Consider the following 24,006-nt stretch of genomic DNA (forward strand, 5'->3'; position numbering starts at 1 on the left):
GACTGCATGACTCGCGGCGGTATCGCTGCCGTTCGCTAGGCCACGCTGGGATGGGTGGGTTATTGCATGCGCTGGCGGCACTCTGAGGGCCTGTCCATCAGGAGTTCGCCATGCCTCTTCGAGAATCATCAACAGTCCGCCAGCCCACGCGCAGAGAAGGCGCCGTCGCTCCCGCGTTCTACCGCATGGCCGACGTGTTGCGAATTACCGCGCTGAGTCGCGCCACCTTGTACCGCCGCATCGCGGATGGGAAGTTTCCGGCGCCCGTGCATTTGGGGGGGAGGGCGTGCGGCTGGAGCCCGGATGCGCTGCAGACCTGGATCGACGACCCGCAGGGATACGTCGCCCCAAGGCTTCATGTGTAGTACCGTGTGGGGCCGGAACGACGTCAGGGTGTACCGCGTGCGGTATAGACTCAAATTTCGGACACGACTCGGACACGGAGAGCAACGAGGTGCGCGAAAGAAAAAAACACCTAGATCTCTCGATCTAAGTGCTTGATTCTTTTCGGTATTTTGGTGGGCCCTGAGTGACTCGAACACTCGACCTACGGATTAAGAGTCCGCTGCTCTACCAACTGAGCTAAGAGCCCTTGCGTTGAAAACATATTCGTTTTCAGGCAAGTCTGCGAGTATAGCGTAGAAATTCGTTGTTCTCAAAATTTTTGTATGCGGCGTGTGTGGCGGATTAGCATTCGGCACCGACGAAGGGGGTTCGCCCCCTCTCTTTCCCATTCAGGAGAACTTCCATGAGCGATGCCAACACCGCGCCGCATGTCGTGATCACCGGTGCCGCGGGCGCACTCGGGCGCGCCGTTGCACAACACTTCCTCGCACAGGGCGCGCGCGCCGCGCTGATCGACCACCACGCCGGGCGCCTGTCCGAAGTGTTCCCGGGCCTCGACAACTCGCAGCACCTGCTGCTGGCCGGCGACGTGACCTCTGCCGCCTCGATGGCCGGCCTGTCCGAGCAGATCCTCAAGGCCTTCGGCCGCGTCGATGCGCTGGTGCACATCGCCGGCGGCTTCGAGATGGGCGAGGCGACGCACGCGCTCACGCGCGAGAGCTGGGACCGGATGATGAACCTCAACGCCTGGTCCTTCGTGGCCGTGACGCAGGCGCTGCTGCCCTCGATGATCGAACGCCGCGCCGGCCGCATCGTCGCGGTGACGGCGAAGGTCGCGGCGCGCGGCCTGCCCGCGATGGCGTCGTACATCGCGTCGAAGAGCGCGCTGCAGCGGCTGGTCGAGGCGATGGCGGCCGAGGCGGCGCCGCATGGCGTCAACATCAACAGCGTGGCGCCCAGCGTGCTCGACACGCCGGCCAACCGGCAGGCGATGCCCGATGCGAACCCGGCCGAATGGGTGTCGACCGCGGTCGCCGCGCAGACCATCGGCTTTCTCGCGTCGCCCGGCGCGGCGGCGCTGCACGGCCAGCACCTCGCGCTCGACTGATACGCGATGCACCAAAGCAAAAGGGCCTTGGCGGATGCCAAGGCCCTTTTTTGTCGGTTGGTGGAGAGGAGGAGGATCGAACTCCCGACCTCCGCATTGCGAACGCGGCGCTCTCCCAGCTGAGCTACCCCCCCAACGCGAGGCGAATTTTAGCCGGAACTCGCGGCAGCGTGCTCGCCGCATGCCAAGATGCGCGCCTCCCAGAAACGGCACCGGACCCCGGCAACCCCATGACCCCCTCGCGCGACCCCGCCTGGCTCGAAGGCATGTACAACAACCTCGCGCGGGTGAAGGAACACCCGGCGTACTTCGCGCGCTGGGCGCGCGAATCCGCCGCGGCGCGCGATGCGCTGCCGAGCCGGATCGACCTGCGCTACGGCGAGGGCGTCAACGAAACGCTCGACGTGTTCCCGGCGCCCGTGCCCGACGCGCCCGTGCTGGTCTTCATCCACGGCGGCTACTGGCGCGCGATGGACAAGAAGGACCATTCCTTCATCGCGCCCGCCTTCAACGACCGCGGCGTCTGCGTGGTGCAGCCCAACTACGCGCTGTGCCCCGGCACGCCCGAGCAGCCCGTGACGGTGCCGGGCATCGTGCTGCAGATGGTGCGCGCGCTCGCATGGACCTGGCGCCACATCGCGGCGCATGGTGGCGATCCCGCGCGGATCACGGTGGCCGGGCATTCGGCCGGCGGCCACATGGCGGCGGCGCTGCTGGCCTGCGACTGGAAGGCCGTGGCGCCGGACCTGCCCGAGCACCTGGTGCGCAATGCGCTGTCGATCTCGGGCCTGTACGACCTCGCGCCGCTGCAGCGCACGCCCTTCCTCGAGCAGGTGCTGCGGCTCAGCGACGAGGACGTGCGCCGCGCGAGCCCCGCGTACTGGCCGGCGCCGAAGCGCGGGCTGCTCTACGCGGTGGCGGGCGGCAACGAGAGCGAGGAGTTCATCCGCCACAACGCGATGATCCGCGAGGCCTGGGGCTCGCGGGCGGTGCCGGTGTGCGAGCTACTGCCGGGCCTCGACCACTTCGGCGTGGTCGACGCGCTGGCCGATTCCTCGCACCGGCTGCACCGGCTCGCGGTGCAGCTGCTCGAGTCCTGAAGGCCTACATCAGCAGGTGTTCGCCTGCGTTGTCGCCGCCCAAGGTGACGTAGTTGACCTTGCGGATGTCCATCAGCGTGCGGCCGCCCGCGTAGCTGATCGAGCTCTGCACGTCCTGCTCCATCTCGACCAGCGTGTCGGCCAGCTTGCCCTTGATGGGCTCGAGGATGCGCTTGCCCTCGACGTGCTTGTACTCGCCCTTGTTGAAGTCGCTGGCCGAGCCGTAGTACTCCTTGAACAGCGCGCCGTCGACCTCGACGGTCTGGCCCGGCGATTCCTCGTGGCCCGCGAACAGCGAGCCGATCATCACCATCGAGGCGCCGAAGCGCACGCTCTTGGCGATGTCGCCGTGGTCGCGGATGCCGCCGTCGGCAATGATCGGCTTGGTCGCCACGCGCGAGCACCACTTGAGCGCGCTGAGTTGCCAGCCGCCGGTGCCGAAGCCGGTCTTGAGCTTGGTGATGCAGACCTTGCCCGGGCCGATGCCGACCTTGGTCGCGTCCGCGCCCCAGTTCTCGAGGTCGATCACCGCCTCGGGCGTGCCGACGTTGCCGGCGATCACGAAGGTCGCGGGCAGCTTCTGCTTGAGGTAGCCGATCATGTTCTTCACGCTGTCGGCATGGCCGTGCGCGATGTCGATCGTCACGTACTCGGGCACCAGGCCCTGCGCGACGAGCTGGTCGACCGTGTCGTAGTCGGCCTTCTTCACGCCCAGCGAGATCGAGGCGAACACGCCATGGCCCTGCATGCGCTTGACGAGCGCGACGTTGTCGAGGTCGAAGCGGTGCATGACGTAGAAGTAGCCGTTCTGCGCCAGCCACAGGCAGATGGACTCGTCCACCACCGTCTTCATGTTGGCGGGCACCACCGGCAGGCGGAAGGTACGGCCGCCGAGCGTGACGCTGGTGTCGCACTCGGAGCGGCTCTCCACGCGGCACTTGCGCGGCAGCAGCAGGATGTTGTCGTAATCGAAGATTTGCATGAAACCAAGCTCCTGGAGGAAGTCGTTGAAAACGAGTGAGCGCTTGGTCTGGCCGGCTTCGGCGGCGTCGCTGCGAAAGCCCCTGCGGGGGCGGGCGACGCGCACAAAAAACCGGGCACAAAAACTTGGGCCCGGTGATTGATTCTACGCAGCCTCCCGTGGGGAGGTCTTCCGGAACTTCATATAACCCGCATACGCCGTGGTTTCTACAATCGATGGATGTTCGAAGAATTCGCGGCCGATGACCGCACCCCGCCGCCGGTCGACCTGCCGCTGCTGCACAACCTCAACGCCGAGCAGCTCGCAGCGGTCACGCTGCCGGCCGGCAACGCGCTGATCCTCGCGGGCGCCGGCTCGGGCAAGACCCGCGTGCTCACCACCCGCATCGCCTGGCTGCTGCAGACGCGCCAGGTGTCCGCCGGCGGCATCCTGGCCGTGACCTTCACCAACAAGGCCGCCAAGGAGATGATGACGCGGCTCACGGCGATGCTGCCGGTCAACGTGCGCGGCATGTGGATCGGCACCTTCCACGGCCTGTGCAACCGCTTCCTGCGTGCGCACTGGAAGCTGGCCAACCTGCCGTCGACCTTCCAGATCCTCGACACGCAGGACCAGCTCTCGGCCATCAAGCGGCTGATGAAGCAGTTCAACGTCGACGACGAGCGCTTCCCGGCCAAGCAGACGCAGTGGTTCATCGCGGGCGCCAAGGAAGACGGCCTGCGCCCCGACGCGGTCGAGATCCGCAGCGAGGACGACCGCAAGAAGGTCGAGCTCTACCGTCTCTACGAGGAGCAGTGCCAGCGCGAGGGCGTGGTCGACTTCGGCGAGCTGATGCTGCGCAGCTACGAGCTGCTGCGCGACAACGAACCGGTGCGCGAGCACTACCAGCGGCGCTTCCGCCACATCCTGATCGACGAGTTCCAGGACACCAACCGGCTGCAGTACGCCTGGATCAAGATGCTCGCGGGCAACACCGTCGCGGGCCAGTTCGTGCCGGGCGACAACAGCGTGGTTGCCGTGGGCGACGACGACCAGAGCATCTATGCCTTCCGCGGCGCGCGCGTGGGCAACATGGCCGACTTCGTGCGCGAGTTCGACGTGCGCCACCAGATCAAGCTGGAGCAGAACTACCGCAGCTACAGCAACATCCTCGACTCGGCCAACGAGCTCATCAGCCACAACAAGAAGCGCCTGGGCAAGAACCTGCGCACCGATCAAGGCCCCGGCGAGCCGGTGCGCGTCTACGAGTCCTCGAGCGACCTCGCCGAGGCGCAGTGGATGGTCGAGGAGATGCGCCAGCTGGTGCGCGACGGCATCGACCGCAAGGAGATGGCCGTGCTCTATCGCAGCAACGCGCAGAGCCGGGTGATCGAAACCGCGCTGTTCAATGCCTCGGTGCCGTACCGCGTGTACGGCGGCCTGCGCTTCTTCGAGCGCGCCGAAATCAAGCATGCGCTGGCCTACCTGCGCCTGCTCGAGAACAAGGACGACGACACCAGCTTCCTGCGCGTCGTCAACTTCCCGCCGCGCGGCATCGGCGCGCGCACGCTCGAGCAGCTGCAGGACGCCGCGCGCGCCGCGGGCCGCTCGCTGCACGACGCCGTGCACGCGGTCGGCGGCAAGGCCGGCTCCAACCTCACGGCCTTCGTCGCCAAGATCGATGTGCTGCGCGAACAAACGCAGGGCGTGAGCCTGCGCGAGATCATCGAGCTGGTGCTCGACCACAGCGGCCTGGTCGAGCACTACCGCGCCGACCGCGAAGGCGCCGACCGCATCGAGAACCTGGAGGAACTGGTGAACGCGGCCGAGAGCTTCGTCACGCAGGAAGGCTTCGGCCGCGACGCGGTGGCGTTGCCGGTCGACGAGCTGCGCCAGTCGCCCGCGAGCCAGGGCATCGACCCGGGCCGGCCGCTGCTCGACGAGCCGCTGGCGCCCGACGCCGAGACCGGCGAAACGCTGAGCCCGCTTGCGGCCTTCCTCACGCATGCGGCGCTCGAATCGGGAGACAACCAGGCCCAGGCCGGCCAGGACGCGGTGCAGCTGATGACGGTGCATGCCGCCAAGGGTCTCGAATTCGACTGCGTGTTCATCACCGGCATGGAAGAGGGCCTGTTCCCGCACGAGAACTCGATGAGCGACTACGAGAGCCTCGAGGAGGAGCGCCGCCTGATGTACGTGGCGATCACGCGCGCGCGCAAGCGGCTGTACCTGAGCCATTCGCAGACCCGCATGCTGCACGGCCAGACCCGCTACAACGTCAAGAGCCGCTTCTTCGACGAGCTGCCCGAGGGCGCGCTCAAGTGGCTCACGCCCAAGAACCAGGCCTTCGGCAACTCGGCCTTCGGCTATGGCAACGGCTATGGCAGCACGCGCGGCGCGGGTGGCGGCGGATACAGCGGCAAGTCCTACGGTGGCGGCGCCGGCAAGGAGACCTTCGCGAGCCCGCCCGTGCCGCCCCAGAAGGCCGCGCCCTCGCACGGCCTGCGCTCGGGCATGCAGGTGTTCCACAACAAGTTCGGCGAAGGCACGGTGACCGCGCTCGAGGGCAGCGGCGACGATGCGCGCGCGCAGGTCAAGTTCACGCGCCACGGCGTGAAGTGGCTGGCGCTGTCGGTGGCCAAGCTCACGCCGGTCTGAGCCGGGGCGCGGCCCGCGGGGCCGCCCGGCTCAGTTCGGGTCGAAGCTGTCGCGGAAGGTGAACCAGGTCGAGGCCAGCGACATCGCCGCCAGCACCAGCGCCGTGCCCACGATCAGCACGGTGCCGATCGCGGTGGCGCCCGAGCCCGCGCCCACGGCGCCGACGCCCACCAGCACGGTGGCGATCAGGCCGACCGCGATGCCGGCCAGCAGGAACACGCCGAACCAGGCGATGCCGAACAGCGCATAGGCGCCGAAGTTGCGGAACAGCGCCACGATGCTGAAGAAGATGCTCTTCACCGGCTCCACGCGGTGCCAGTGCACCAGCGCGGGCGCATGCCACATCGCGAGCGACAGCGGCAGGTTCAGGCACAGGTGGACCATGCGCGCGACCTGGAACTCGCTGCTGGCCAGCACCTCGGGCGAGAGCGCCTCGTCGAGCAGGTAGGCACGCGCGAGCTGGCCGCCGTCGACCAGCGCGGTGGCCAGCACCGCGAGCACGAAGTACACGGCCGAGATCAGGCCCAGCACCACCAGCGGGCGCCATTCGGCGCGCAGCGCGGCGAAGACCTCGACGAACATCGCCGAGCCGGTGGGCCGGCGCGTGCCGGCCACGCCGTCGTTGCCGGCCTGCTCGTCGTCATAGGCCACCGCGGTGGCGACCATCAGCCCCAGCGTCATGAACGGCAGCAGCACCGGCGCCAGCACGCTGCCCAGCAGCGGCACCACCGACAAGGTCGAGATCAGCGCCATCAGCAGGAAGAACAGCGACACGAAGGCCAGCGGCTGCCGCCAGAAGGTCTTGAGTCCGAGGCGGACCCATTGGGCGCCGGTCTTGGCCGGCACGAGGTGGAGTTTCATGGGGTACGGGTCAGGCGGCCACGGGCTCGAGGGCGCGGGCCATGACGTGCGGGTGCCGCACGCGCTCGCGCAGCACGCGCTCGAAGTGCGTCGGGTCGTGGGGCTTGAGCATGCTGGCCTCGCGCGGCAGGTGGAAGTCCCAGAGGCGGGAGATCCAGAAGCGCAGCGCCGCGGCGCGCAGCATGGCGGGCAGCAGCGCGCGTTCCGAGGCGTTGAGTGCGCGCACGCCCTCGTAGGCGGCGAGCAGCGCCTCAGCGCGCTCCTCGTCGTGGCGGCCGCTCGGCAGGTCGATGGCCCAGTCGTTGAGGCACACGGCGAGGTCGAACAGCCAGGTGTCGGTGCCGGCGAAGTAGAAGTCGAACACGCCGGTCAGGCGCGGGGTGGCACCTTCCTCATGGCCGGTCTCGAACATCGCGTTGTCGCGGAACAGGTCGGCATGCACCGGCCCGCGCGGCAGGGCCGCATAGGCCGAGGACTCGGCCACGTGGTTCTGGTAGGCCAGTTCGCCGCGCAGCAGCGCCGACTGGGCCTCGTCGATGTGGGGCAGCACCACCGGCACGGTGTCGTTCCACCAGGGCAGGCCGCGCAGGTTGGGCTGGATGCGCGGGAAGTCGCGTCCCGCCAGATGCATGCGCGCCAGCAGCGCGCCGAGTTCGGCGCAGTGCGCGGGGCCCGGCGCGAGCTCGCTGCGGCCCGAGAGCTTCTGCACCAGCGCGGCCGGCTTGCCCGCCACCTCGAGCAGCAGCTCGCAGGGCGCGTTGGCCGGCACCGACAGCGGATGCGCGTCCTGGGCGGCTATCGGCTGCACGGCCGGATCGGCCACCGGCTCGGGCACCGGCAGGCCGCGCGCGGCCAGGTGCTTCATCAGGCAAAGGTAGTAGGGGAGCTGCTCGGCGCTCAGGCGCTCGAACAGCGTGAGAACGTACTCGCCCGACTCGGTGGTGGCGAAGTAGTTGGTGTTCTCGATGCCGCCCTCGATGCCGCGCAGTTCGCGCAGGGGGCCCAGGCCGAGGCGCTGCACGAGCGCGTCGGCCTCGCCGAATTCGACTTCGGTAAAGACTGCCATGGAAAGCGCCCTCAGCGCGGTTGGGATGCGGCTGCCGCTGCGATGCGTCGCACGGTCAGAACTTCATGACGTTCCAGACCCGGGGCGAGGTGCCCGCGGGGCCGTCGGCCGCGTTGGGACGCGCGCCGGACGGATCGTTCGGCAGCACCTGGTAGCCGGGCATGTTGGCCTTGGGCGTCACGTTGATGCTCTGGGTGCGGCCGCCGTAGCGGACCTCGTCGACCGAGGCGCCGCTGTCCTCGGTGTGCAGGTGCTCGATCTTCTGGTTGCGTCGGGCGTCGGACTGCTGCTCCTGATTCTGTAGCGAAGGGTCCGCTGCAGCCGGCGCGGCCGCGGGCGCGTTCTGCGCTTGCACGGCGGCGAAGGGGGTGGCGAGGGCCAGCGCCAGCAGGAGGCGGCGGGCAACCAGGAGTGTGGAGTCGGGCATGCACGGATTGTAGGCGGCGCGCCGTACCGGGGTTGTCGTCGCAGGCCTCGCGGCGGCGTGGTCCGCAAGGACATTCGGGCGGCCATGGAGGCAGGCAAAATGCCCCGATGACCGACAAGAAAACGCTGCTGCTCGTCGATGGATCGAGCTACCTCTATCGCGCCTTCCACGCCATGCCCGACCTGCGGGCCGTGCCCGGCGATCCGAAGAGCCCGGCCACGGGCGCGATCCGGGGCATGATCAACATGATGACGGCGCTGCGGCGCGAGGTGCGCGCCGACTACGCGGCCTGCATCTTCGATGCCCCCGGCAAGACCTTCCGCGACGACTGGTATCCCGAGTACAAGGCCAACCGCTCGCCGATGCCCGACGACCTGCGCAGCCAGATCGACCCCATCCACGAGGTGGTCAAGCTGCTGGGCTGGCCGGTGCTCAGCGTGCCCGACGTGGAGGCCGACGACGTGATCGGCACGCTCGCCAAGGTGGCGGCCGCGCAGGGCGTCGAGGTGATCGTCTCCAGCGGCGACAAGGACCTGAGCCAGCTGGTCGACGAGCACATCACCATCATCGACACGATGAACGGCAAGAAGCGCGACGTGGCCGGCGTCACGGCCGAGTTCGGCGTGCCGCCGAACCTGATGGTCGACTACCAGACGCTGGTGGGCGACTCGGTCGACAACGTGCCCGGCGTCGAGAAGGTCGGTCCCAAGACGGCCGCCAAGTGGCTGCTCGAATACGGCTCGCTCGACGCGCTGATCGAGCGCGCGGCCGAGGTCAAGGGCGCCGCCGGCGAGAACCTGCGCAAGGCGCTCGGGCAATTGCCGCTGAGCCGCCGGCTCGTCACGATCCGCACCGACTGCGACCTGGCCGGCCACGTCGAGGGCCTGCCCTCGCTCGAAGGCCTGCCCGTGGGTGCGCCGCAGACCGGCGAGCTCAAGCCCTTCTACGAGAAGTTCGGCTTCAAGAGCCTGGTGAAGTCGCTCGAGGCGCAGGAGGTGCCGCCCGAGCTGATCGAGGAGAACATCAAGAAGCAGAAGTCCAAGGGCGGCGCCGCGAGCACCGACCAGGGCGGCCTGTTCGACGAGAGCACCGAGCTCGGCGCGCTCGAGGCCGCCGCGCCCGCGAGCAACCTGCAATACGACACCGTCTTCACCTGGGAGCAGTTCGACACCTGGCTCGCGCGCCTCGAGGCCGCCGAGCTCACGGCCATCGATACCGAGACCACCTCGCTCGACGAGATGGTGGCGCAGATCGTCGGCATCAGCTTCAGCGTGAAGCCCGGCGAGGCGGCCTACATACCGCTCACGCACAACTATCCCGACGCGCCCGCGCAGCTGCCGATCGACGAGGTGCTCGCCAGGCTCAAGCCCTGGCTCGAGAACGGCGCGAAGAAGAAGCTCGGCCAGCACATCAAGTACGACCGCCACGTGTTCGCCAACCACGGCATCGAGGTGCAGGGCTACGCGCACGACACCATGCTGCAGAGCTACGTGCTCGAGGTCCACAAGCCGCACGGCCTCGCCAGCCTGGCCGAGCGCCACCTGGGCCGCAGCGGCATCTCCTACGAGGACCTCTGCGGCAAGGGCGCGCACCAGATTCCGTTCAGCCAGGTCGACATCGCCAAGGCCGCCGAGTATTCGTGCGAGGACAGCGACCAGACGCTCGACGTGCACGGCACGCTGTGGCCGCAGCTCGAAACGAACGAGAAGCTGCGCTTCATCTACCAGCTCGAGATGGATTCGAGCGAGGCGCTCTACCGCGTCGAGCGCAACGGCGTGCTGATCGACAGCGCCACCCTGGCCGCGCAGAGCCACGAACTCGGCACGCGCATCATGGCGCTCGAGCAGGAGGCCTACGACATCGCGGGCCAGCCCTTCAACCTCGGTTCGCCCAAGCAGATCGGCGAGATCTTCTTCACCAAGCTCGGCCTGCCGGTGGTCAAGAAGACGCCGAGCGGCGCGCCCAGCACCGACGAGGAAGTGCTCGAGAAGCTGGCGGAGGACTATCCGCTGCCCGCCAAGATCCTCGAGCACCGCGGCCTGTCGAAGCTCAAGGGCACCTACACCGACAAGCTCGGCCAGCTCGCCAATCCGCGCACCGGCCGCGTGCACACGCACTATGCGCAGGCCGTGGCCGTCACCGGGCGCCTGTCGAGCAACGACCCCAACCTGCAGAACATCCCGATCCGCACGCCCGAAGGCCGGCGCGTGCGCGAGGCCTTCGTGGCGCCCGCGGGCAGCGTGATCGCGAGCGCCGACTACTCGCAGATCGAGCTGCGCATCATGGCCCACATCAGCGGCGATGCATCGCTGCTGCGCGCCTTCACCGAAGGCATCGACGTGCACCGCGCCACCGCGGCCGAGGTGTTCGGCTCCACGCCCGACCAGGTGTCGAGCGAGCAGCGCCGCTATGCCAAGGTCATCAACTTCGGCCTGATCTACGGCATGAGCAGCTTCGGGCTGGCGAAGAACCTCGGCATCGAGACCAAGGCCGCGGCCTCCTACATCGAGCGCTACTTCGCGCGCTACCCGGGCGTGAAGGCCTACATGGACGAGACCAAGGCCTCGGCCAAGGAGCAGGGCTATGTCGAGACCGTGTTCGGCCGCCGCCTGTACCTGCCCGAGATCAACTCGCCCAACGGCCCGCGCCGCGGCGGCGCCGAGCGCGCGGCCATCAACGCGCCGATGCAGGGCACGGCGGCCGACCTGATCAAGCTCAGCATGGTCAAGGTGCAGGACGTGCTCGACGCCGAGAAGCGCGGCACGAAGATGATCATGCAGGTGCACGACGAACTGGTGTTCGAGGTGCCCGAGGCCGAGGTCGAATGGGTGCGCACCGAGATCCCGCGCATCATGGCCAGCGTGGCCGATCTCAAGGTGCCGCTGCTGGCCGAGATCGGCGTGGGACCGAACTGGGACAAGGCGCATTGAGCCTGGCGCGGGCCCTCGCCGCGGCGGCCATCCTCGCCGCATGGATCGCGGTGCCCGCGGCCGCGCAGCCCGCGCTTTCCAAGGTGCCGCCCACCGGCGTGCGCATCTGTCTGGGCTTGACGAAGGAGGGCTGGCCCACGCCCCAGGCCTGCGCCGATGCCGGGCCGCTGGCCCTCGTTCCCAAGCAGGACGGCCGGCAGGGCGCGGGTCCGCTGGCCTACGAGGCCGTGCCGGGCCAACCGAGAACAGCCTGCGTGCGCGACCGCGTGTCGGGCCTGGTCTGGGAGGGCAAGCGCGACAACGGCCGGCCCGCCGATGCCGTGGCCTACGTGGCGCAGGTCAATGCGAGCCGGCTGTGCGGTTACGCCGACTGGCGCCTGCCCACGGTGGCCGAGCTGCACGGCCTGGTCGACCTGGGCAAGGAACGCGTGCCCGAGGTGCGCGCCGACCGGCCGCTGGCCGAGCAGTCGGTCATCGACGCGCGCTGGTTTCCGAACACCGTGCCGGCCATCTACCTGACGTCCGACATGCGCGATCCCGTGAGCCCGTGGTGCGTGAACTTCGCGAACGGCTTCGTCTACGACTGCGACCCCGACATGTCGCGCGAGCCGCCGCTCTTCGTGCGCCTGGTGCGCGGCCCCGAGGCGCCGAAGTCCGGCCGCTGGCGCGAGCTGCCCGACGAGCGCGGCGTGCCCGGCGGCGCGGTCGAGGATCGCCACACCGGCCTGGTGTGGCGCCGCTGCGAGGAGCCGCAGACCTGGAACGGCAAGCGCTGCACCTGGAGCGCGAAGCGCTACGACTACGTGCAGGCCCTGCAGCGCGCCGGCGAGCAGGCCGGCTGGCGCCTGCCCACCATCAAGGAAATCGACAGCCTCGCGCGGCGAGAGGCCGATCGCTTCGAGCTGCCCCCATCGGACTTTCCGGCGCAGGGCAAGGAGGCATTGCGCGCGGGCCAGTGGTCTTCCACCGTCTGCAACTCGAGCCCCGAGACATCGACGGCCCGCGCATCGATCAGCGCCTGGGTGCTGAGCCGCGAGGGCGCCATCTACTGCGAGGCACGCATCATGCATCTCGGCGTCCGGCTCGTGCGCGAATGAGAGGGTCGCGTCGCGGCCGCGCCCGTGCTTGAATCCGCCATTCGACCGTCATCATCGTCAGGAGACCAGAACATGCATTTCCACCCCTCCCGCTTCTTCGCGCGCGCACTGCTGCCGATGCTGCTGGCCGGCGCCGCCGCCACGGCCGCCGCCGCGCCCGACGCGCGCATCGCCGAGCTCGCCGCCGCGCAGAAGCAGCCGCTGCTCGATTCGCTCTCGCAACTGGTGGCCATCGAGTCCGGCAGCCGCGACCTCGAGGGCCTGGAAAAGATCTCCGACCTGATCGCGTCGAAGCTCAAGGCGCTCGGTGGCGAGGTCGAGCTGATCGACCCGAGCGCCGAGGCCTACCGCATGGAGGACACGCCCGAGAAGATCGGCCGCGTGGTGCGCGCCACCTTCAAGGGCACGGGCACGAAGAAGATCATGCTGATCGCCCACATGGACACGGTCTACACCATCGGCATGCTCAACAGGCAGCCGTTCCGCGTCGAGGGCGACAAGGCCTACGGCCTGGGCATTGCCGACGACAAGCAGGGCGTGGCCGTCATCCTCCATGCGGTGGCGATGCTGCAGGCGCTCAAGTTCAAGGAGTACGGCACGCTCACGGTGCTGATCAACGGCGACGAGGAGATCAGCTCGCCCGGCTCGCGCGCGCTGCTCACGCGCCTGGGCGGCGAGCACGACGCGGTGCTCTCCTTCGAGGGCGCCTCGGTCAAGGACGACAAGCTCTCGCTGGCCACCGCCGGCATCGCCTCGGTCACGCTCAACGTGAGCGGCAAGGCCTCGCATGCGGGCTCGGCGCCCGAGCTCGGCGTGAACGCGCTCTACGAGCTGTCGCACCAGATCCTGCAGATGCGCGACCTGTCCGACCCGGCCACCGGCCTCAAGATGAACTGGACCATCTCGAAGTCGGGCAGCAACCGCAACGTGATCCCGGCCTCGGCCACCGCGGGCGCCGACGTGCGCGTGCTCAAGGTCGCCGACTACGACCGCATCGAGCAGCAGGTCAACGAGCGCGTGAAGAAGCAGCTGATTCCCGAGGCCAAGGTCGAGCTCAAGTTCGAGCGCCGCCGTCCGCCGCTCGAGGCCACCGATGCCTCGCGCGCGCTCGCCAGGCATGCCCAGGCGATCTACAAGGACGAGCTCGGCCGCCCGCTGGGCGCCGACGACAAGGCCGCCGGCGGCGGCACCGACGCGGCCTTCGCCTCGCTCAAGACCAAGGCGCCGGTGATCGAGCGCTTCGGCCTGCAGGGCTTCGGCGCGCACTCGGCCGATGCCGAGTACGTGCTGATCGATTCCATCGAGCCGCGGCTGTACCTGGCCACGCGCATGGTGATGGACATCGCGCGCGGCAAGACCAGCGTGCGCTGATCCCGCCATGCGGCTGCGCCACATCGAGGTCTTCAACGCCATCATGCTCACGGGCAGCGTGAGCGCGGCGGCACGGCTCATCAACATCACGCAGCCGGCCGTGAGCCGCACGCTGCAGCATGCCGAGCTGCAGCTGGGCTTTCCGCTGTTCCAGCGCGCCAAGGGGCGGCTCACGCCGACCACCGAGGCGCTCACGCTGTATCCGCACATCGAGCGCCTGTTCGCGCAGCTCGACGAGGTGCAGCGGCTCGCGGCCAACCTGCGCGCGGGCGCCGACACCGGCGAGCTGCGCATCCTCAGCGTGCTGGCGCTGAGCTACGAGATCCTGCCGCGCGCGCTCAAGGCCTTCCGCGAGAAGCATCCGGGCTACGCGATCAGCGTGGAGTCGCTGCATTCGCCGCAGATCATGTCGGCGCTGCTGCTGCAGGAGGCCGACGTCGGCTTCGCGTTCAGCCCGGCCGTGCATCCCTCGCTCACGCAGGACACGGTGGCCGACAGCCGCATGGTCTGCATCGCGCCCAAGGGCATGCTGCCGCGCATGCTGGTGCGCAACGGCTCGGTGGCGCTGCACGACCTGGCCGAGCGGCCGGTGATCGGCCTCGACAGCCGCGACCCCGTGGGCACCAGCCTGAGCCAGGCCTGCCGCCAGGCCGGCGTGGGCTTCCAGCAGGCGGTGGTCACGGTGCAGACCTACCATGCGGCGCTGGCGATGGCGCACCACGGCCTGGGCGTGGCGCTGGTCGACGGCTGCACCGCACGCTCGGCCGACAAGGCCAAGGTCGATGTGCTCATGCTCGAGCCGCACATCCCGGTGCCGATCCGCGCGCTGCGCTTCACGGGCCGGCCCGATTCGGTGGCGGTGCGCGGCATCACGCGCTGCATGCAGCAGGCGATCGTGGAGGCGGGGGTTTAGCGGAGTCGGGAGCGGACAGCCGAACGCAGAGGGCGCGAAGGTTTCGCAGAAGTCGCAGAAGGAACAGCCGGAAAAATGGATGTTTCTTCTGCGACTTCTGCGCTTCTTGGTTTGCCTTCTGCGTTCGGCTATCCGATCCCGTGTTCGAGTGCGGCAGCGATGCGTCCCGCCGACCCGAAGGCCAGCGTGAAGCCCAGCGCGCCGTGGCCGGTGTTGAACAGCATGTTCGAGGGCGCGCCCTCGAGCCGGCCGACGATCGGCAGGCCCGTGGGCGTGGCCGGGCGCATGCCGGTCCAGGGATGCAGCTCGGCCAGCCGGCTCGCGCGCGGGAACACGGCGCGCGTGGCCTCGGCCAGGGTGTCGATGCGGGTGGCGGGAATGCTCGCGTCGTGCCCCACGAGCTCGGCCATGCCGGCCACGCGCAGGCGCGAGCCGATGCGCGCGAACACCACCTTGCGCGCGCTGTCGGTCACGTTCACGGTCGGCGCCGCACCGGGCGCCGGATCGACGTCGAGCGTGATGCTGTAGCCCTTGAGCGGATAGACCGGCAGGTAGGCGCCGAGCGCGCGCCCGAGCTTGTGCGAGGCGGTGCCGAGTGCCATCACGAAGGCATCGGCCTCGATGTCGCCCGCGGCCGTGCGTACCGCGGCGATGCGCCCGCCGGCCTGCGCGAAGCCGCGGGCCTCGGTGCCGAGCTCGAAGCGCACGCCGCGCGCGCGCAGCACCCGCATCAGCTCGGCGCAGACCTTGAGGCAGTCGGCAGCGCATTCGCTGGGCGTGTAGACCGCGCCCGCGATGCCGCGCGCGTAGTCCGCGAGCGCGGGCTCGATCGCCACGCACTCGTCGGGGCGCACGATGCGCTGTTCGCTGCCCATGGTGCGCTGCAGTTCGAGCTGCGCGCGCGCGCCGGCCAGCGACGCTTCGCTCGCATACAGCACCAGCTTGCCGGTGGCCGAGAAGTCGCAGTCGGGTGCGGCATCGGCCTGCATGGCCTCGAAGCCGGCGCGGCTCTCGGCCGCGAGCGCCAGCAGTTTTTCGGTGGTGTCGCGCGAGGTGCGCGCGTTGCAGGCCGCGAGGAAGGCCAGGCCCCAGCGCCATTGCAGCGGATCGAGCTGCGGGCGCAGCTTGAGCGGCGAAGTCGGCGAGAGCAGCAGCTTCGGCAACTGCCGCCAGATCGCCGGATCGGCCAGCGGCTGCACGTACGAGTAGCTGAGCTGCGCGCCGTTGCCGCCGCTCGCGCCCGCGCCGGGGGCCGCGCGATCGACGACGCTGACCTGGTGGCCCTGGCGTTCGAGTTGCCAGGCGGTGGCCAGGCCCACGATGCCGGCGCCGAGCACGCACACATGCATGAGGGGCAACTTTCGGGAACGAAGAGGGAAGGGGTGAGCCTCGACTGTAGGCGTGCCGCCGTCGGCGCGGAAATGCAAAAAGAGGCGTGGCCCATAGCCAAAGGGCATGACCCCTGTCGCCGCCGTCCCCGGACTCAGTGGCCGCGCGCCGCGCACTCGGGCGCGGCCGTGTCGAGCACCTCGACCAGCCGCGCGATCAGTCGCGCGGTGTAGGGCGGGCGCGGATGCAGGCCGTCGGCCTGGATATCGGCCGGATCGGCCGCGACCGACCCCCAGTCGGCGAACAGCGCGCCGGTCTCCGCGGCGACGCGGCGCATGGTCGCGTCGTGCGCGTCGCGCAGCGCGATCGGATGGCCGGGCGCCTGGCGCGTGAGGCCCGTCAGCACCACGCCGCGGCCCTCGGCCTGCACGAGGCCCACCATCGTGCGCAGCGGGTATTCGATCTGCCAGCCGCGCATCGCGTCGTTGATGCCGCGCTGCAGCACCACGAAGCGCGTGGTCAGCCGCACGCGCGGGAAGGCGGTGGCGCGCAGCGTGGCGGTCGAGCCGGCCACCGAGTTGTCGACCACCGCATAGGCCGGCCGCAGGCGCATCAGCAGCGCGGCGCCGCCGTCGAACATGATCGAGTCGCCTTCGAGCGTGACCGAGCAGTCGGGGCGCGGCGGCGGCACCGGCGCGGCGGCCGTGCGGCCGCCCGGCGCATCGCGGCCGCAGCCGGACAGCGCGAGCGCGCAGGCGCAGGCCAGCGCCGCGCGGCGCCAGGTGGGAAGCGAGAAGGGACTTGTCATGGCGAAGGCTCGGGAAGAATTCGGTCGGCGCGCGCGAGGGGCCCTTGCGCGCACTCGGGCGCCGCGGCATCGAGCACGGCCACCAGCCGCTCGACCAGCCGCGCGGAATAGGGCGTGCCGGGATGGATCCAGTCGGCCATGTCCTCGGGCCGGCCCTCGACCGCGCCCCAGTCGGCGAACAGCGCGCCGCGCGAACGCGCCACCTCGCGCGCGGTGGCGTCGTAGGCATCGCGGCGGCGCACCTTGCGCGCGCCGAACTGGCGCGCGAGACCGGTCACCACCGGCACGCGGCCCTCGGCCTGCACGCGCTCGACCATGCGCCGCAGCGGCGGCGCGAGGGCGGTGGCGTTCTGGGCGTCGTTGATGCCGTGCTGCAGCACCACGAAGCGCGTGCTGCGCCGCTCGGCGGCGAAGGGCCGTGCCCGCAGCGCGGCGGTGAGGGCGGGCACCGAGTTGTCGACCACCGTGTAGGCGGGCCGCAGCCGGTGCAGCAGTGCGGCCGGCGTCTCGGGCAGGCGCGGGCCGGGCACGAAGCCGCCGTACAGGATCGAGTCGCCCTCGAGCGTGACCGAGCAGCCCGCGCGCTCGGCCGGCGTGGCCGCGACCAGCGGGGGTTCGGGCATCGGCGGCGCGGCTTCGGTGTCCGCCGGCGGGCCCAGGCCGCTGCCGGCGCCGCCGCCGCAGGCCGCCAGCGTGAGCAGCCATGCGGCGCAGCCCGCCAGCGCGAGGGAACGCGGGCCTGGCCGCGGCGGGTTCGGGTCGGTCTTCGAGGTGGACATCACCCCGTTGCCGAGCGAACGCCCCGATACCGCAACGCGGCTTCAGGAAACGGGCGGGGTTTTCCCTCCCCATAACCTTTGGGTATGGCCCAGGCCGCTATTGGAATTGCCGCCTTGAGTCACTCTTTCTTACACTGGGCCTCCTGTTCAACCTCCCTCGAAGAAGGCACGCATGAAACTCTCCGCATTGATGGCCGCCGCCGCCACGGTCCTGCTCGCTGCCACCGGCGCCCAGGCCGCCGACACGCTGGCCAAGATCGCCGAGTCCGGCAAGATCACGCTGGCCTACCGCGAGTCGTCGGTACCGTTCAGCTACCTCGACGGTCCCAACAAGCCCATCGGCTTCGCGGTCGAGATGTCGAACGCCGTGGTCGAGGCGGTGAAGAAGAAGCTCAACAAGCCGAACCTGCAGGTGCAGCTGATGGCCGTGACCTCGCAGAACCGCATCCCGCTGATCACCAACGGCACCGTCGACCTCGAGTGCGGCTCGACCACCAACAACACCGCGCGCGGCAAGGACGTGTCCTTCGCGGTCAACCACTTCTACACGGGCACGCGCCTCTTGGTGAAGAAGTCCTCGAAGATCAAGGACTACGCCGACCTCGCGAAGAAGACCGTGGCCAGCACCACCGGCACCACCAACGCGCTGGTCATGCGCAAGTACAACACCGAGAAGAACCTCGACATGAACATCGTGCTCGGCAAGGACCATGCCGACGCCTTCCTGCTGGTGGAGAGCGACCGCGCCGTCGCCTTCGCGATGGACGACATCCTGCTGTTCGGCCTGATCGCCAACTCGAAGAACCCGGCCGACTACGAGGTGGTGGGCGAGTCGCTGCAGGTCGAGCCCTACGCCTGCATGCTGCCCAAGGACGACCCGGCCTTCAAGAAGCTGGTCGACGACACCTTCATCGGCATGATGAAGAGCGGCGAGTTCGAGAAGCTCTACACCAAGTGGTTCATGTCGCCGATCCCGCCGAAGAACCTGCCGCTGAACCTGCCGATGAGCCCGCAGCTCAAGGAGAACCTCAAGGAATTCAGCGACAAGCCGGCGACCTGAGCACGCCGCGATCGGACGCAAGGACATGGTCTCCACGCAGGTCGTAGGCATCCTGGGCGGCATGGGCCCGGCCGCGGGCGCCGACTTCGTGCGGCTGTTCGTGCAGGCCTGCGCGCAGCAGATGCGTGCGCGCGGCGAGCCGGTGCGCGACCAGTCCTTCCCCGAGCACTGGCTCGCGCAGGTGCCGGTGCCCGATCGCACCGGCGCATTGCTGTCGAGCGCCGAGAACGGCGCGCACCAGCCGCTCGAGCCGATGCTGCAGGCGCTGGGCCGGCTGGCCGCGCTCGGCAGCCGCAAGGTGGCGATCGCCTGCAACACCGCCCATGCCTGGCATGCGCGGCTGCAGGAGCGCTTTCCGCAGGTCGAGCTGCTGCACATGGCGCGCGAGACCGCGCAGCAGCTCGCGGCGCAGGGCGCGGGCGAGGTGGCGCTGATGGCCACCGAAGGCACCTACCGCATCGGTCTCTACGAGCAGGCGCTGGCCGAGGCCGGCCTGGGCTGCCACGTGCCGAGCGAGGACGAGCGCCGCACCATCGCGCGCGGCATCTTCGAGGGCGTGAAGGCCGGCGACATGGCGCTGGCCGAGCGCTGCTTCTCCGAGGTCGCGCTGCGGCTGGCCGAGCGCCACGGGCCGGTCACCATCATCATGGGCTGCACCGAGGTGCCGCTGGGGCTCGCGGGCTCGCCGGCGGTGGCGGGGCTGCGGCTGGTCGATCCGGCGCAGGTGCTGGCGGCGGCGCTGGCGCGCCGGGCCTACGAACCGCGCTGAGCGGCGCCGGGCCGCCCGCACGGGGACAACAACCCCGCGCGGACAGAGGACGGGCCGTTATCGCCTACATTGCGGCGTGCGTTTTTCCGCATCTGCCCCGCACTCCCCCTTGTCCGACGATCCCTCACCTGGAGCCTTCCTCATGCCCCAATTCGACGACCGCCGTTCCGACCTGCAATCCGACTTCGATTCGCTGCGCCCCGGCGACAGCACCGAGCAGGGCGCGACGCGGCGCACCGCGCTCAAGGCCGCCATCGGCGTGGGCTATGCCGCCGCCGTGATGCCGGTGATGGCGCAGACCGCCATCAGCACCCCGGCCGACGGCCTCAAGGCCGGCCCGATCAAGTACACGGTCAACGGCTTCGAGGTGCCGGCCTATGCCGCGGCGCCGGCCAACAAGACCGGCCTGCCGGTGATCCTGGTGGTGCAGGAGATCTTCGGCGTGCACGAATACATCGCCGACACCTGCCGCCGCTTCGCCAAGCTCGGCTACCTCGCCATCGCGCCCGAGCTCTATGCGCGCCAGGGCGATCCGCGCGGCTACACCGACATTCCCAAGCTGCAGGCCGACATCGTGAGCAAGGTGCCCGACGCGCAGGTGCTGGCCGACCTCGACGGCGCGCTGCAGTACGCCGCGGCCAACGGCGGCGACACCTCCAAGGCCGGCATCACCGGCTTCTGCTGGGGCGGCCGCATCACCTGGCTCTACGCCGCCACCGGCAAGGTCAAGGCCGGCGTCGCCTGGTACGGCCGGCTGGTCGGCCAGGCCAGCGACCTGACCCCGAAGCACCCGGTCGACATCGCCGCCAGCCTGCAGGCGCCGGTGCTCGGCCTGTACGGCGGAAAAGACCAGGGCATCCCCCTTGACACCGTTGATAAGATGAAATCGGCCCTGGCAAATGGCTCTCCGGCTGCCAAGGCGTCGAGCTTCGTCGTGTATCCCGAAGCAGGCCATGCGTTCCATGCCGACTACCGTCCCAGCTACGTCAAGAGCGCGGCCGACGACGGATGGCAGCGAGCCACCGCCTGGTTCAAAGCCAACGGCGTCGCCTGAGCGAATCCAGTTCAGACGACCCGAGAGCCAGCTTCCGCCGAAGGCCGTCCCCGCAAGGGGCGGCCTTTTTTGCTTTTTATGAATGGAACTGGGTGCCATCGGGCGCTCTTATTGCGTAAGCAGCTATGAACTTGATAGTGATCATCTTGGCGACCCTGGTCGCCGGCATCGGCAGCGTGTGGCTCGCGGCGCTGCTGCTGCGCGTGGGCGTGCGCAGCGGCTCGGGCGGCGTGAATCCGCAGCACCTGCTGAGCCTGGCGGCGGGCGCACTGCTCGCCACCGCCTTCATGCACCTGTTGCCCGAGGCCTTCGAAAGCCGCATCGAGCCCGCGCTGCTGTTTGCCGTGCTGCTGTTCGGCGTGGTGTTCTTCTTCCTGCTCGACAAGGCCGAGCTGTGGCACCACGGGCACGAGCACCATCACGGCGGCGACACCGCCGGGCAGCCGGCGCAGCTCGGCCCCATCTACGACAACCACGGCCACCACGATCACGCGCACGGCCACAACCATGCGCACCACGGCCACGACCACGGCCCGCGCGCCGGCGGCTGGGCCGTGCTCACCGGCGACAGCGTGCACTGCTTCGGCGACGGCATCCTGATCGCCTCGGCCTTCATCGCCGACCTGCGCCTGGGCCTGGTCGCCGCCCTCGCGGTGCTCGCGCACGAGGTGCCGCACCACATCGGCGACCTCGTGGTGCTGCGCCAGAGCTCGGCCAACCAGCGCGCCGCGCTCGTGAAGGTGTCGCTGGCCGGCACCATGACCATGCTCGGCGGCATCGCCGGCTGGTGGCTGGTCGACCAGCTGCATGGCTGGCTGCCGTACTTCCTCGTGCTGGCCGGCAGCAGCTTCGTCTACGTCGCGCTGGCCGACCTGATCCCGCAACTGCAGAAGCGCCTGCCGATGCGCCAGACCCTCGGGCAGATCGCCTGGCTGATCGCGGGCATCGCGCTGGTCACGGGCGTGAGCCGGCTCGCGCACAGCGGCGAGCACGGCCACGACCACGGGCACGACCACGCCGCGCATGCGCACGAGGAAGGACACGACCACGACCACGCGCACGAAGGCGAGGCCAAGCCTGGGGCGAACAAGGACGCGGCGAAGAACTGATCGTTTGCACAGGTGCGGGCGCGGGCGATACCTCCGGTCACCCGCGCCGACTTCCGGATGACGCGAAATCGGCGCAACATAGGGGCCTGCTTCGTCCTGCCATCCGTGAGAAAACGTGAGGAAACGACCATGACCACCCGTGCCGCCGCCACCAGCGCGCGCCCCGCGCCGATCCCCGAGGAAGTCGACGAGGACCTCGATGCCGACGGCCTGCCCGAGGACGACTTCGATGCCATCGACGCCGAGGCCGCCGATTCCCTGTCCGAGGAAACCGGCATCGACCTCACCGATGCCAGCGAGCTCGATGCCGACAACGTGCCGGCCGACGAGGAATTCGATCGCGTGATGAACGCGCCCGACTGAGGGCGCCTCTCCCGGGGCCGCTCGCTAGGCCGATGCGGGATGCAGCCAGCCCTGGTGCTTTTCCATCAAGGCGCCCACCACCTTGCGGATCTCCTCCATCGCCGCCCGCGCGATCGCCGACGTGCCGCCCTGCCTGCGCGTGACCATCCCCACCGAGCGCAGCGGCCCGTCTGAAATCGACGAGATCTTCATTCCCCGCAGGCTCACCATCGGCATCATGCCCAGATAGGGCAGCACGGCAACGCCCAGCCCTTCCTTGAGGAAGCCCGCGATCGTGCCGACCTGGTCGAGCTGCATCTTCGGCCGGAACTCCACGCCGCGCTGCAGGAAGGCGGCGCTGATGTAGCGCATCGCGGTGCTGGCGTCGGTCATGCTGATGACCGGCAGCCGCAGCAGTTCGTCGAGCATGACCTCGTCGGCGATGCGCTGGCGCCAGGCGCCGCACGACAGCAGCACGAACTGGTCGCGCAGCAGTTCCTCGTATTGCAGCTCCGGGTGCGAGGGCATGACGGACGCCAGCGCGAAATCCACCTGGTAGTTCAGCAGCCGCTGGATGCTCGCGCTGTTGGAGCAGTCGTGGATGGCGATGCGCGGCTGCGCGAAGCGCCGCTCGAGCGCGCCGCAGGTGGCGGGAAGGATCACGCTGGCCAGCGACGGCAGCGAGGCGATGCTCAGTTGCTGCGCCTCCTGCTCGGCCGATGTGCGCATGCGTTCGAGGCCGCTGTCGAATTCCCCGATCACGCTGCGCGCCATGCTGGCCAGCCGCGTGCCGCTCGCGGTGAGATGCACGCTGCGCGTGGTGCGCTCGAACAGCACCAGGCCCAGCGCCTCCTCGAGATCGCGGATCGCCTTGCTCAGCGAGGGCTGGGTCATGAACAGCTGCTCCGCGGTCTTGCTGAAGTTCAGCGATTCGCTGAGCGCGAGGAACAGGCGCAACTGGCGCGGGGAGATATTCATTCCTTGATTCTATAAATCGATAGATAGAAAGAATTTCAAAGATAAATCGGATCTTCCTACGATCGCCCCATACGCAAATCGAAGGAGACGACAAGGTGCTGGATCTGAAGGGAAAAGTCGCGCTGGTCATGGGCTGCGGCGCCGTGGCCGATGGCTGGGGCAATGGGCGCGCCACCGCGGTGCTGCTCGCGCGGCAGGGCGCGAAGGTGTTCGGCACCGACCTCGTGCTGGCCAACGCCGAGGCCACGCGTGCCCTGGTCGTGGCCGAGGGCGGCGAGGCCGAGGTCCAGGCCTGCGATGCCACCCAGTCGGCGCAGGTCGAGCAGGCGGTGGCCGCCTGCATCCAGCGCTTCGGGCGCATCGACATCCTGGTCAACAACGTCGGCGTCTCGCAGCCCGGCGGCCCCGTCGACATGGACGAGGCGGTGTGGGACGCGCAGATCCAGGTCAACCTCAAGAGCGCGTTCCTCGGCTGCAAGCACGTCATCCCGCACATGCGCGCGCAGGGCGGCGGCGCCATCGTCAGCGTGGCGTCCGTGGCCGGCCTGCGCTACATAGGCAAGCCGCAGGTCGCCTACGCCGCGGCCAAGGCGGGGCTGCTGCAGTTCACGCACACCTCGGCCGTCATCCATGCGCCCGAAGGCATCCGGCTCAACTGCGTGGTGCCGGGGCTGATGCACACGCCGCTCATCGAAGGGCTGGCGGCGAAGTACGCGAAGGGCGACACGCAAGGCTTCATCGACCACCGCAACAACCAGGTGCCCATGAAGCACATGGGCACCGGCTGGGACACGGCGCACGCGGTGCTGTTCCTCGTGGCGGACGAAAGCCGCTACGTGACCGGCACCGAGATCGTCGTCGACGGCGGCCTGGTCGCGGCCACGCGCTGACGGCCCGTTCCCTTCCCATCGCTTCCCCCAAAAACCAGGAGACATACATGC

22 protein-coding genes and 2 tRNA genes are annotated in these 24,006 nt (G+C 69.3%); 14 read left to right on the forward strand and 10 right to left on the reverse strand.

Annotated elements, in window-relative coordinates; translation table 11 throughout:
• Positions 1 to 185: 185 nt before the first annotated feature.
• Complete coding sequence (locus AC1HIL_RS12855; RefSeq protein ID WP_057589483.1) at positions 186 to 365, forward strand: helix-turn-helix transcriptional regulator; 180 nt, start codon at positions 186 to 188, stop codon at positions 363 to 365.
• Between the two features lie 151 nt (positions 366 to 516).
• On the opposite strand, the gene AC1HIL_RS12860 is transcribed toward AC1HIL_RS12855, so the two are convergent.
• Positions 517 to 592 (reverse strand) — tRNA-Lys (locus tag AC1HIL_RS12860).
• Between the two features lie 156 nt (positions 593 to 748).
• Here AC1HIL_RS12860 and AC1HIL_RS12865 point away from each other — a divergent pair.
• Positions 749 to 1,453 (forward strand): SDR family NAD(P)-dependent oxidoreductase, encoded by a 705-nt coding sequence (locus AC1HIL_RS12865; RefSeq protein WP_057589484.1) that lies wholly within the window; start codon positions 749 to 751, stop codon positions 1,451 to 1,453.
• 58 nt (positions 1,454 to 1,511) lie between these two features.
• Here AC1HIL_RS12865 and AC1HIL_RS12870 read toward each other — a convergent pair.
• Positions 1,512 to 1,587: transfer RNA gene (locus AC1HIL_RS12870), tRNA-Ala, on the reverse strand.
• A gap of 96 nt (positions 1,588 to 1,683) precedes the next feature.
• Here AC1HIL_RS12870 and AC1HIL_RS12875 point away from each other — a divergent pair.
• Complete coding sequence (locus AC1HIL_RS12875; RefSeq protein WP_057589485.1) at positions 1,684 to 2,553, forward strand: alpha/beta hydrolase; 870 nt, start codon at positions 1,684 to 1,686, stop codon at positions 2,551 to 2,553.
• Between the two features lie 4 nt (positions 2,554 to 2,557).
• On the opposite strand, the gene AC1HIL_RS12880 is transcribed toward AC1HIL_RS12875, so the two are convergent.
• A complete protein-coding gene (locus AC1HIL_RS12880) occupies positions 2,558 to 3,535 on the reverse strand; it encodes a GMP reductase (protein WP_057589697.1) in 978 nt (325 codons plus the stop codon).
• A gap of 219 nt (positions 3,536 to 3,754) precedes the next feature.
• On the opposite strand from AC1HIL_RS12880, the gene AC1HIL_RS12885 reads away from it, so the two are divergent.
• Complete coding sequence (locus tag AC1HIL_RS12885; RefSeq protein ID WP_057589486.1) at positions 3,755 to 6,172, forward strand: UvrD-helicase domain-containing protein; 2,418 nt, start codon at positions 3,755 to 3,757, stop codon at positions 6,170 to 6,172.
• Positions 6,173 to 6,202: 30 nt separating this feature from the next.
• Here AC1HIL_RS12885 and AC1HIL_RS12890 read toward each other — a convergent pair whose 3' ends face one another.
• Genes AC1HIL_RS12890 through AC1HIL_RS12900 form a run of 3 tightly spaced genes read right to left on the reverse strand, consistent with a single transcriptional unit; the run spans position 6,203 to position 8,526 of the window.
• Positions 6,203 to 7,033, reverse strand: coding sequence for a BPSS1780 family membrane protein (locus tag AC1HIL_RS12890; protein WP_208508839.1), 831 nt, complete (start codon positions 7,031 to 7,033; stop codon positions 6,203 to 6,205).
• Between the two features lie 10 nt (positions 7,034 to 7,043).
• Positions 7,044 to 8,099 carry a homoserine kinase gene (locus AC1HIL_RS12895; protein ID WP_479671917.1) on the reverse strand — a complete coding sequence of 352 codons (1,056 nt, stop codon included), beginning with the start codon at positions 8,097 to 8,099 and terminating at the stop codon, positions 7,044 to 7,046.
• 55 nt (positions 8,100 to 8,154) lie between these two features.
• On the reverse strand, positions 8,155 to 8,526 hold the full coding sequence (locus AC1HIL_RS12900) for a hypothetical protein (RefSeq protein ID WP_057589489.1): 372 nt from the start codon (positions 8,524 to 8,526) through the stop codon (positions 8,155 to 8,157).
• A gap of 107 nt (positions 8,527 to 8,633) precedes the next feature.
• On the opposite strand from AC1HIL_RS12900, the gene polA reads away from it, so the two are divergent.
• From polA to AC1HIL_RS12920, 4 genes are all read left to right on the forward strand, one after another.
• Entirely contained in the window at positions 8,634 to 11,456 is a 2,823-nt protein-coding gene (gene polA, locus AC1HIL_RS12905) for a DNA polymerase I (protein WP_479671918.1), read from the forward strand.
• Positions 11,453 to 12,553 carry an Lcl C-terminal domain-containing protein gene (locus AC1HIL_RS12910; RefSeq protein WP_479671919.1) on the forward strand — a complete coding sequence of 367 codons (1,101 nt, stop codon included), beginning with the start codon at positions 11,453 to 11,455 and terminating at the stop codon, positions 12,551 to 12,553. The genes polA and AC1HIL_RS12910 overlap by 4 nt, the downstream gene beginning before the upstream one ends.
• A gap of 72 nt (positions 12,554 to 12,625) precedes the next feature.
• The gene (locus tag AC1HIL_RS12915) at positions 12,626 to 13,924 is read left to right on the forward strand and encodes a M20/M25/M40 family metallo-hydrolase (RefSeq protein WP_479671920.1); all 1,299 of its coding nucleotides are present in this window, start codon (positions 12,626 to 12,628) and stop codon (positions 13,922 to 13,924) included.
• 7 nt (positions 13,925 to 13,931) lie between these two features.
• On the forward strand, positions 13,932 to 14,837 hold the full coding sequence (locus tag AC1HIL_RS12920) for a LysR family transcriptional regulator (protein ID WP_261208191.1): 906 nt from the start codon (positions 13,932 to 13,934) through the stop codon (positions 14,835 to 14,837).
• Between the two features lie 128 nt (positions 14,838 to 14,965).
• On the opposite strand, the gene AC1HIL_RS12925 is transcribed toward AC1HIL_RS12920, so the two are convergent.
• From AC1HIL_RS12925 to AC1HIL_RS12935, 3 genes are all read right to left on the reverse strand, one after another.
• The gene (locus AC1HIL_RS12925; protein ID WP_479672492.1) at positions 14,966 to 16,186 is read right to left on the reverse strand and encodes a D-amino acid dehydrogenase; all 1,221 of its coding nucleotides are present in this window, start codon (positions 16,184 to 16,186) and stop codon (positions 14,966 to 14,968) included.
• 134 nt (positions 16,187 to 16,320) lie between these two features.
• Positions 16,321 to 16,974: a GDSL-type esterase/lipase family protein gene (locus AC1HIL_RS12930; protein ID WP_479671921.1), complete on the reverse strand. Its 654-nt coding sequence runs from the start codon at positions 16,972 to 16,974 to the stop codon at positions 16,321 to 16,323.
• Entirely contained in the window at positions 16,971 to 17,753 is a 783-nt protein-coding gene (locus AC1HIL_RS12935) for an SGNH/GDSL hydrolase family protein (protein ID WP_479671922.1), read from the reverse strand. The genes AC1HIL_RS12930 and AC1HIL_RS12935 overlap by 4 nt, the downstream gene beginning before the upstream one ends.
• A 172-nt stretch (positions 17,754 to 17,925) precedes the next feature.
• Here AC1HIL_RS12935 and AC1HIL_RS12940 point away from each other — a divergent pair, with 172 nt between their 5' ends.
• From AC1HIL_RS12940 to AC1HIL_RS12960, 5 genes are all read left to right on the forward strand, one after another.
• The gene (locus AC1HIL_RS12940; RefSeq protein WP_057589497.1) at positions 17,926 to 18,813 is read left to right on the forward strand and encodes a transporter substrate-binding domain-containing protein; all 888 of its coding nucleotides are present in this window, start codon (positions 17,926 to 17,928) and stop codon (positions 18,811 to 18,813) included.
• A 25-nt stretch (positions 18,814 to 18,838) separates the two neighbouring features.
• Positions 18,839 to 19,582: an aspartate/glutamate racemase family protein gene (locus AC1HIL_RS12945; RefSeq protein WP_479671923.1), complete on the forward strand. Its 744-nt coding sequence runs from the start codon at positions 18,839 to 18,841 to the stop codon at positions 19,580 to 19,582.
• Positions 19,583 to 19,724: 142 nt separating this feature from the next.
• Complete coding sequence (locus tag AC1HIL_RS12950) at positions 19,725 to 20,636, forward strand: dienelactone hydrolase family protein (RefSeq protein ID WP_057589499.1); 912 nt, start codon at positions 19,725 to 19,727, stop codon at positions 20,634 to 20,636.
• A gap of 125 nt (positions 20,637 to 20,761) precedes the next feature.
• Positions 20,762 to 21,745 (forward strand): ZIP family metal transporter, encoded by a 984-nt coding sequence (locus AC1HIL_RS12955; protein WP_057589500.1) that lies wholly within the window; start codon positions 20,762 to 20,764, stop codon positions 21,743 to 21,745.
• A gap of 129 nt (positions 21,746 to 21,874) precedes the next feature.
• Positions 21,875 to 22,108 (forward strand): hypothetical protein, encoded by a 234-nt coding sequence (locus tag AC1HIL_RS12960; RefSeq protein WP_172705367.1) that lies wholly within the window; start codon positions 21,875 to 21,877, stop codon positions 22,106 to 22,108.
• Positions 22,109 to 22,132: 24 nt separating this feature from the next.
• Here the strand turns inward: AC1HIL_RS12960 and AC1HIL_RS12965 are convergent, their stop codons facing one another.
• Positions 22,133 to 23,065, reverse strand: coding sequence for a LysR family transcriptional regulator (locus AC1HIL_RS12965; protein WP_261208162.1), 933 nt, complete (start codon positions 23,063 to 23,065; stop codon positions 22,133 to 22,135).
• A 95-nt stretch (positions 23,066 to 23,160) separates the two neighbouring features.
• Between AC1HIL_RS12965 and AC1HIL_RS12970 the strand changes: the two genes are divergently transcribed.
• Positions 23,161 to 23,955, forward strand: coding sequence for an SDR family NAD(P)-dependent oxidoreductase (locus AC1HIL_RS12970; RefSeq protein ID WP_261208160.1), 795 nt, complete (start codon positions 23,161 to 23,163; stop codon positions 23,953 to 23,955).
• Positions 23,956 to 24,006: the final 51 nt, after the last annotated feature.

Source organism: Variovorax sp. ISS6, assembly GCF_056523145.1.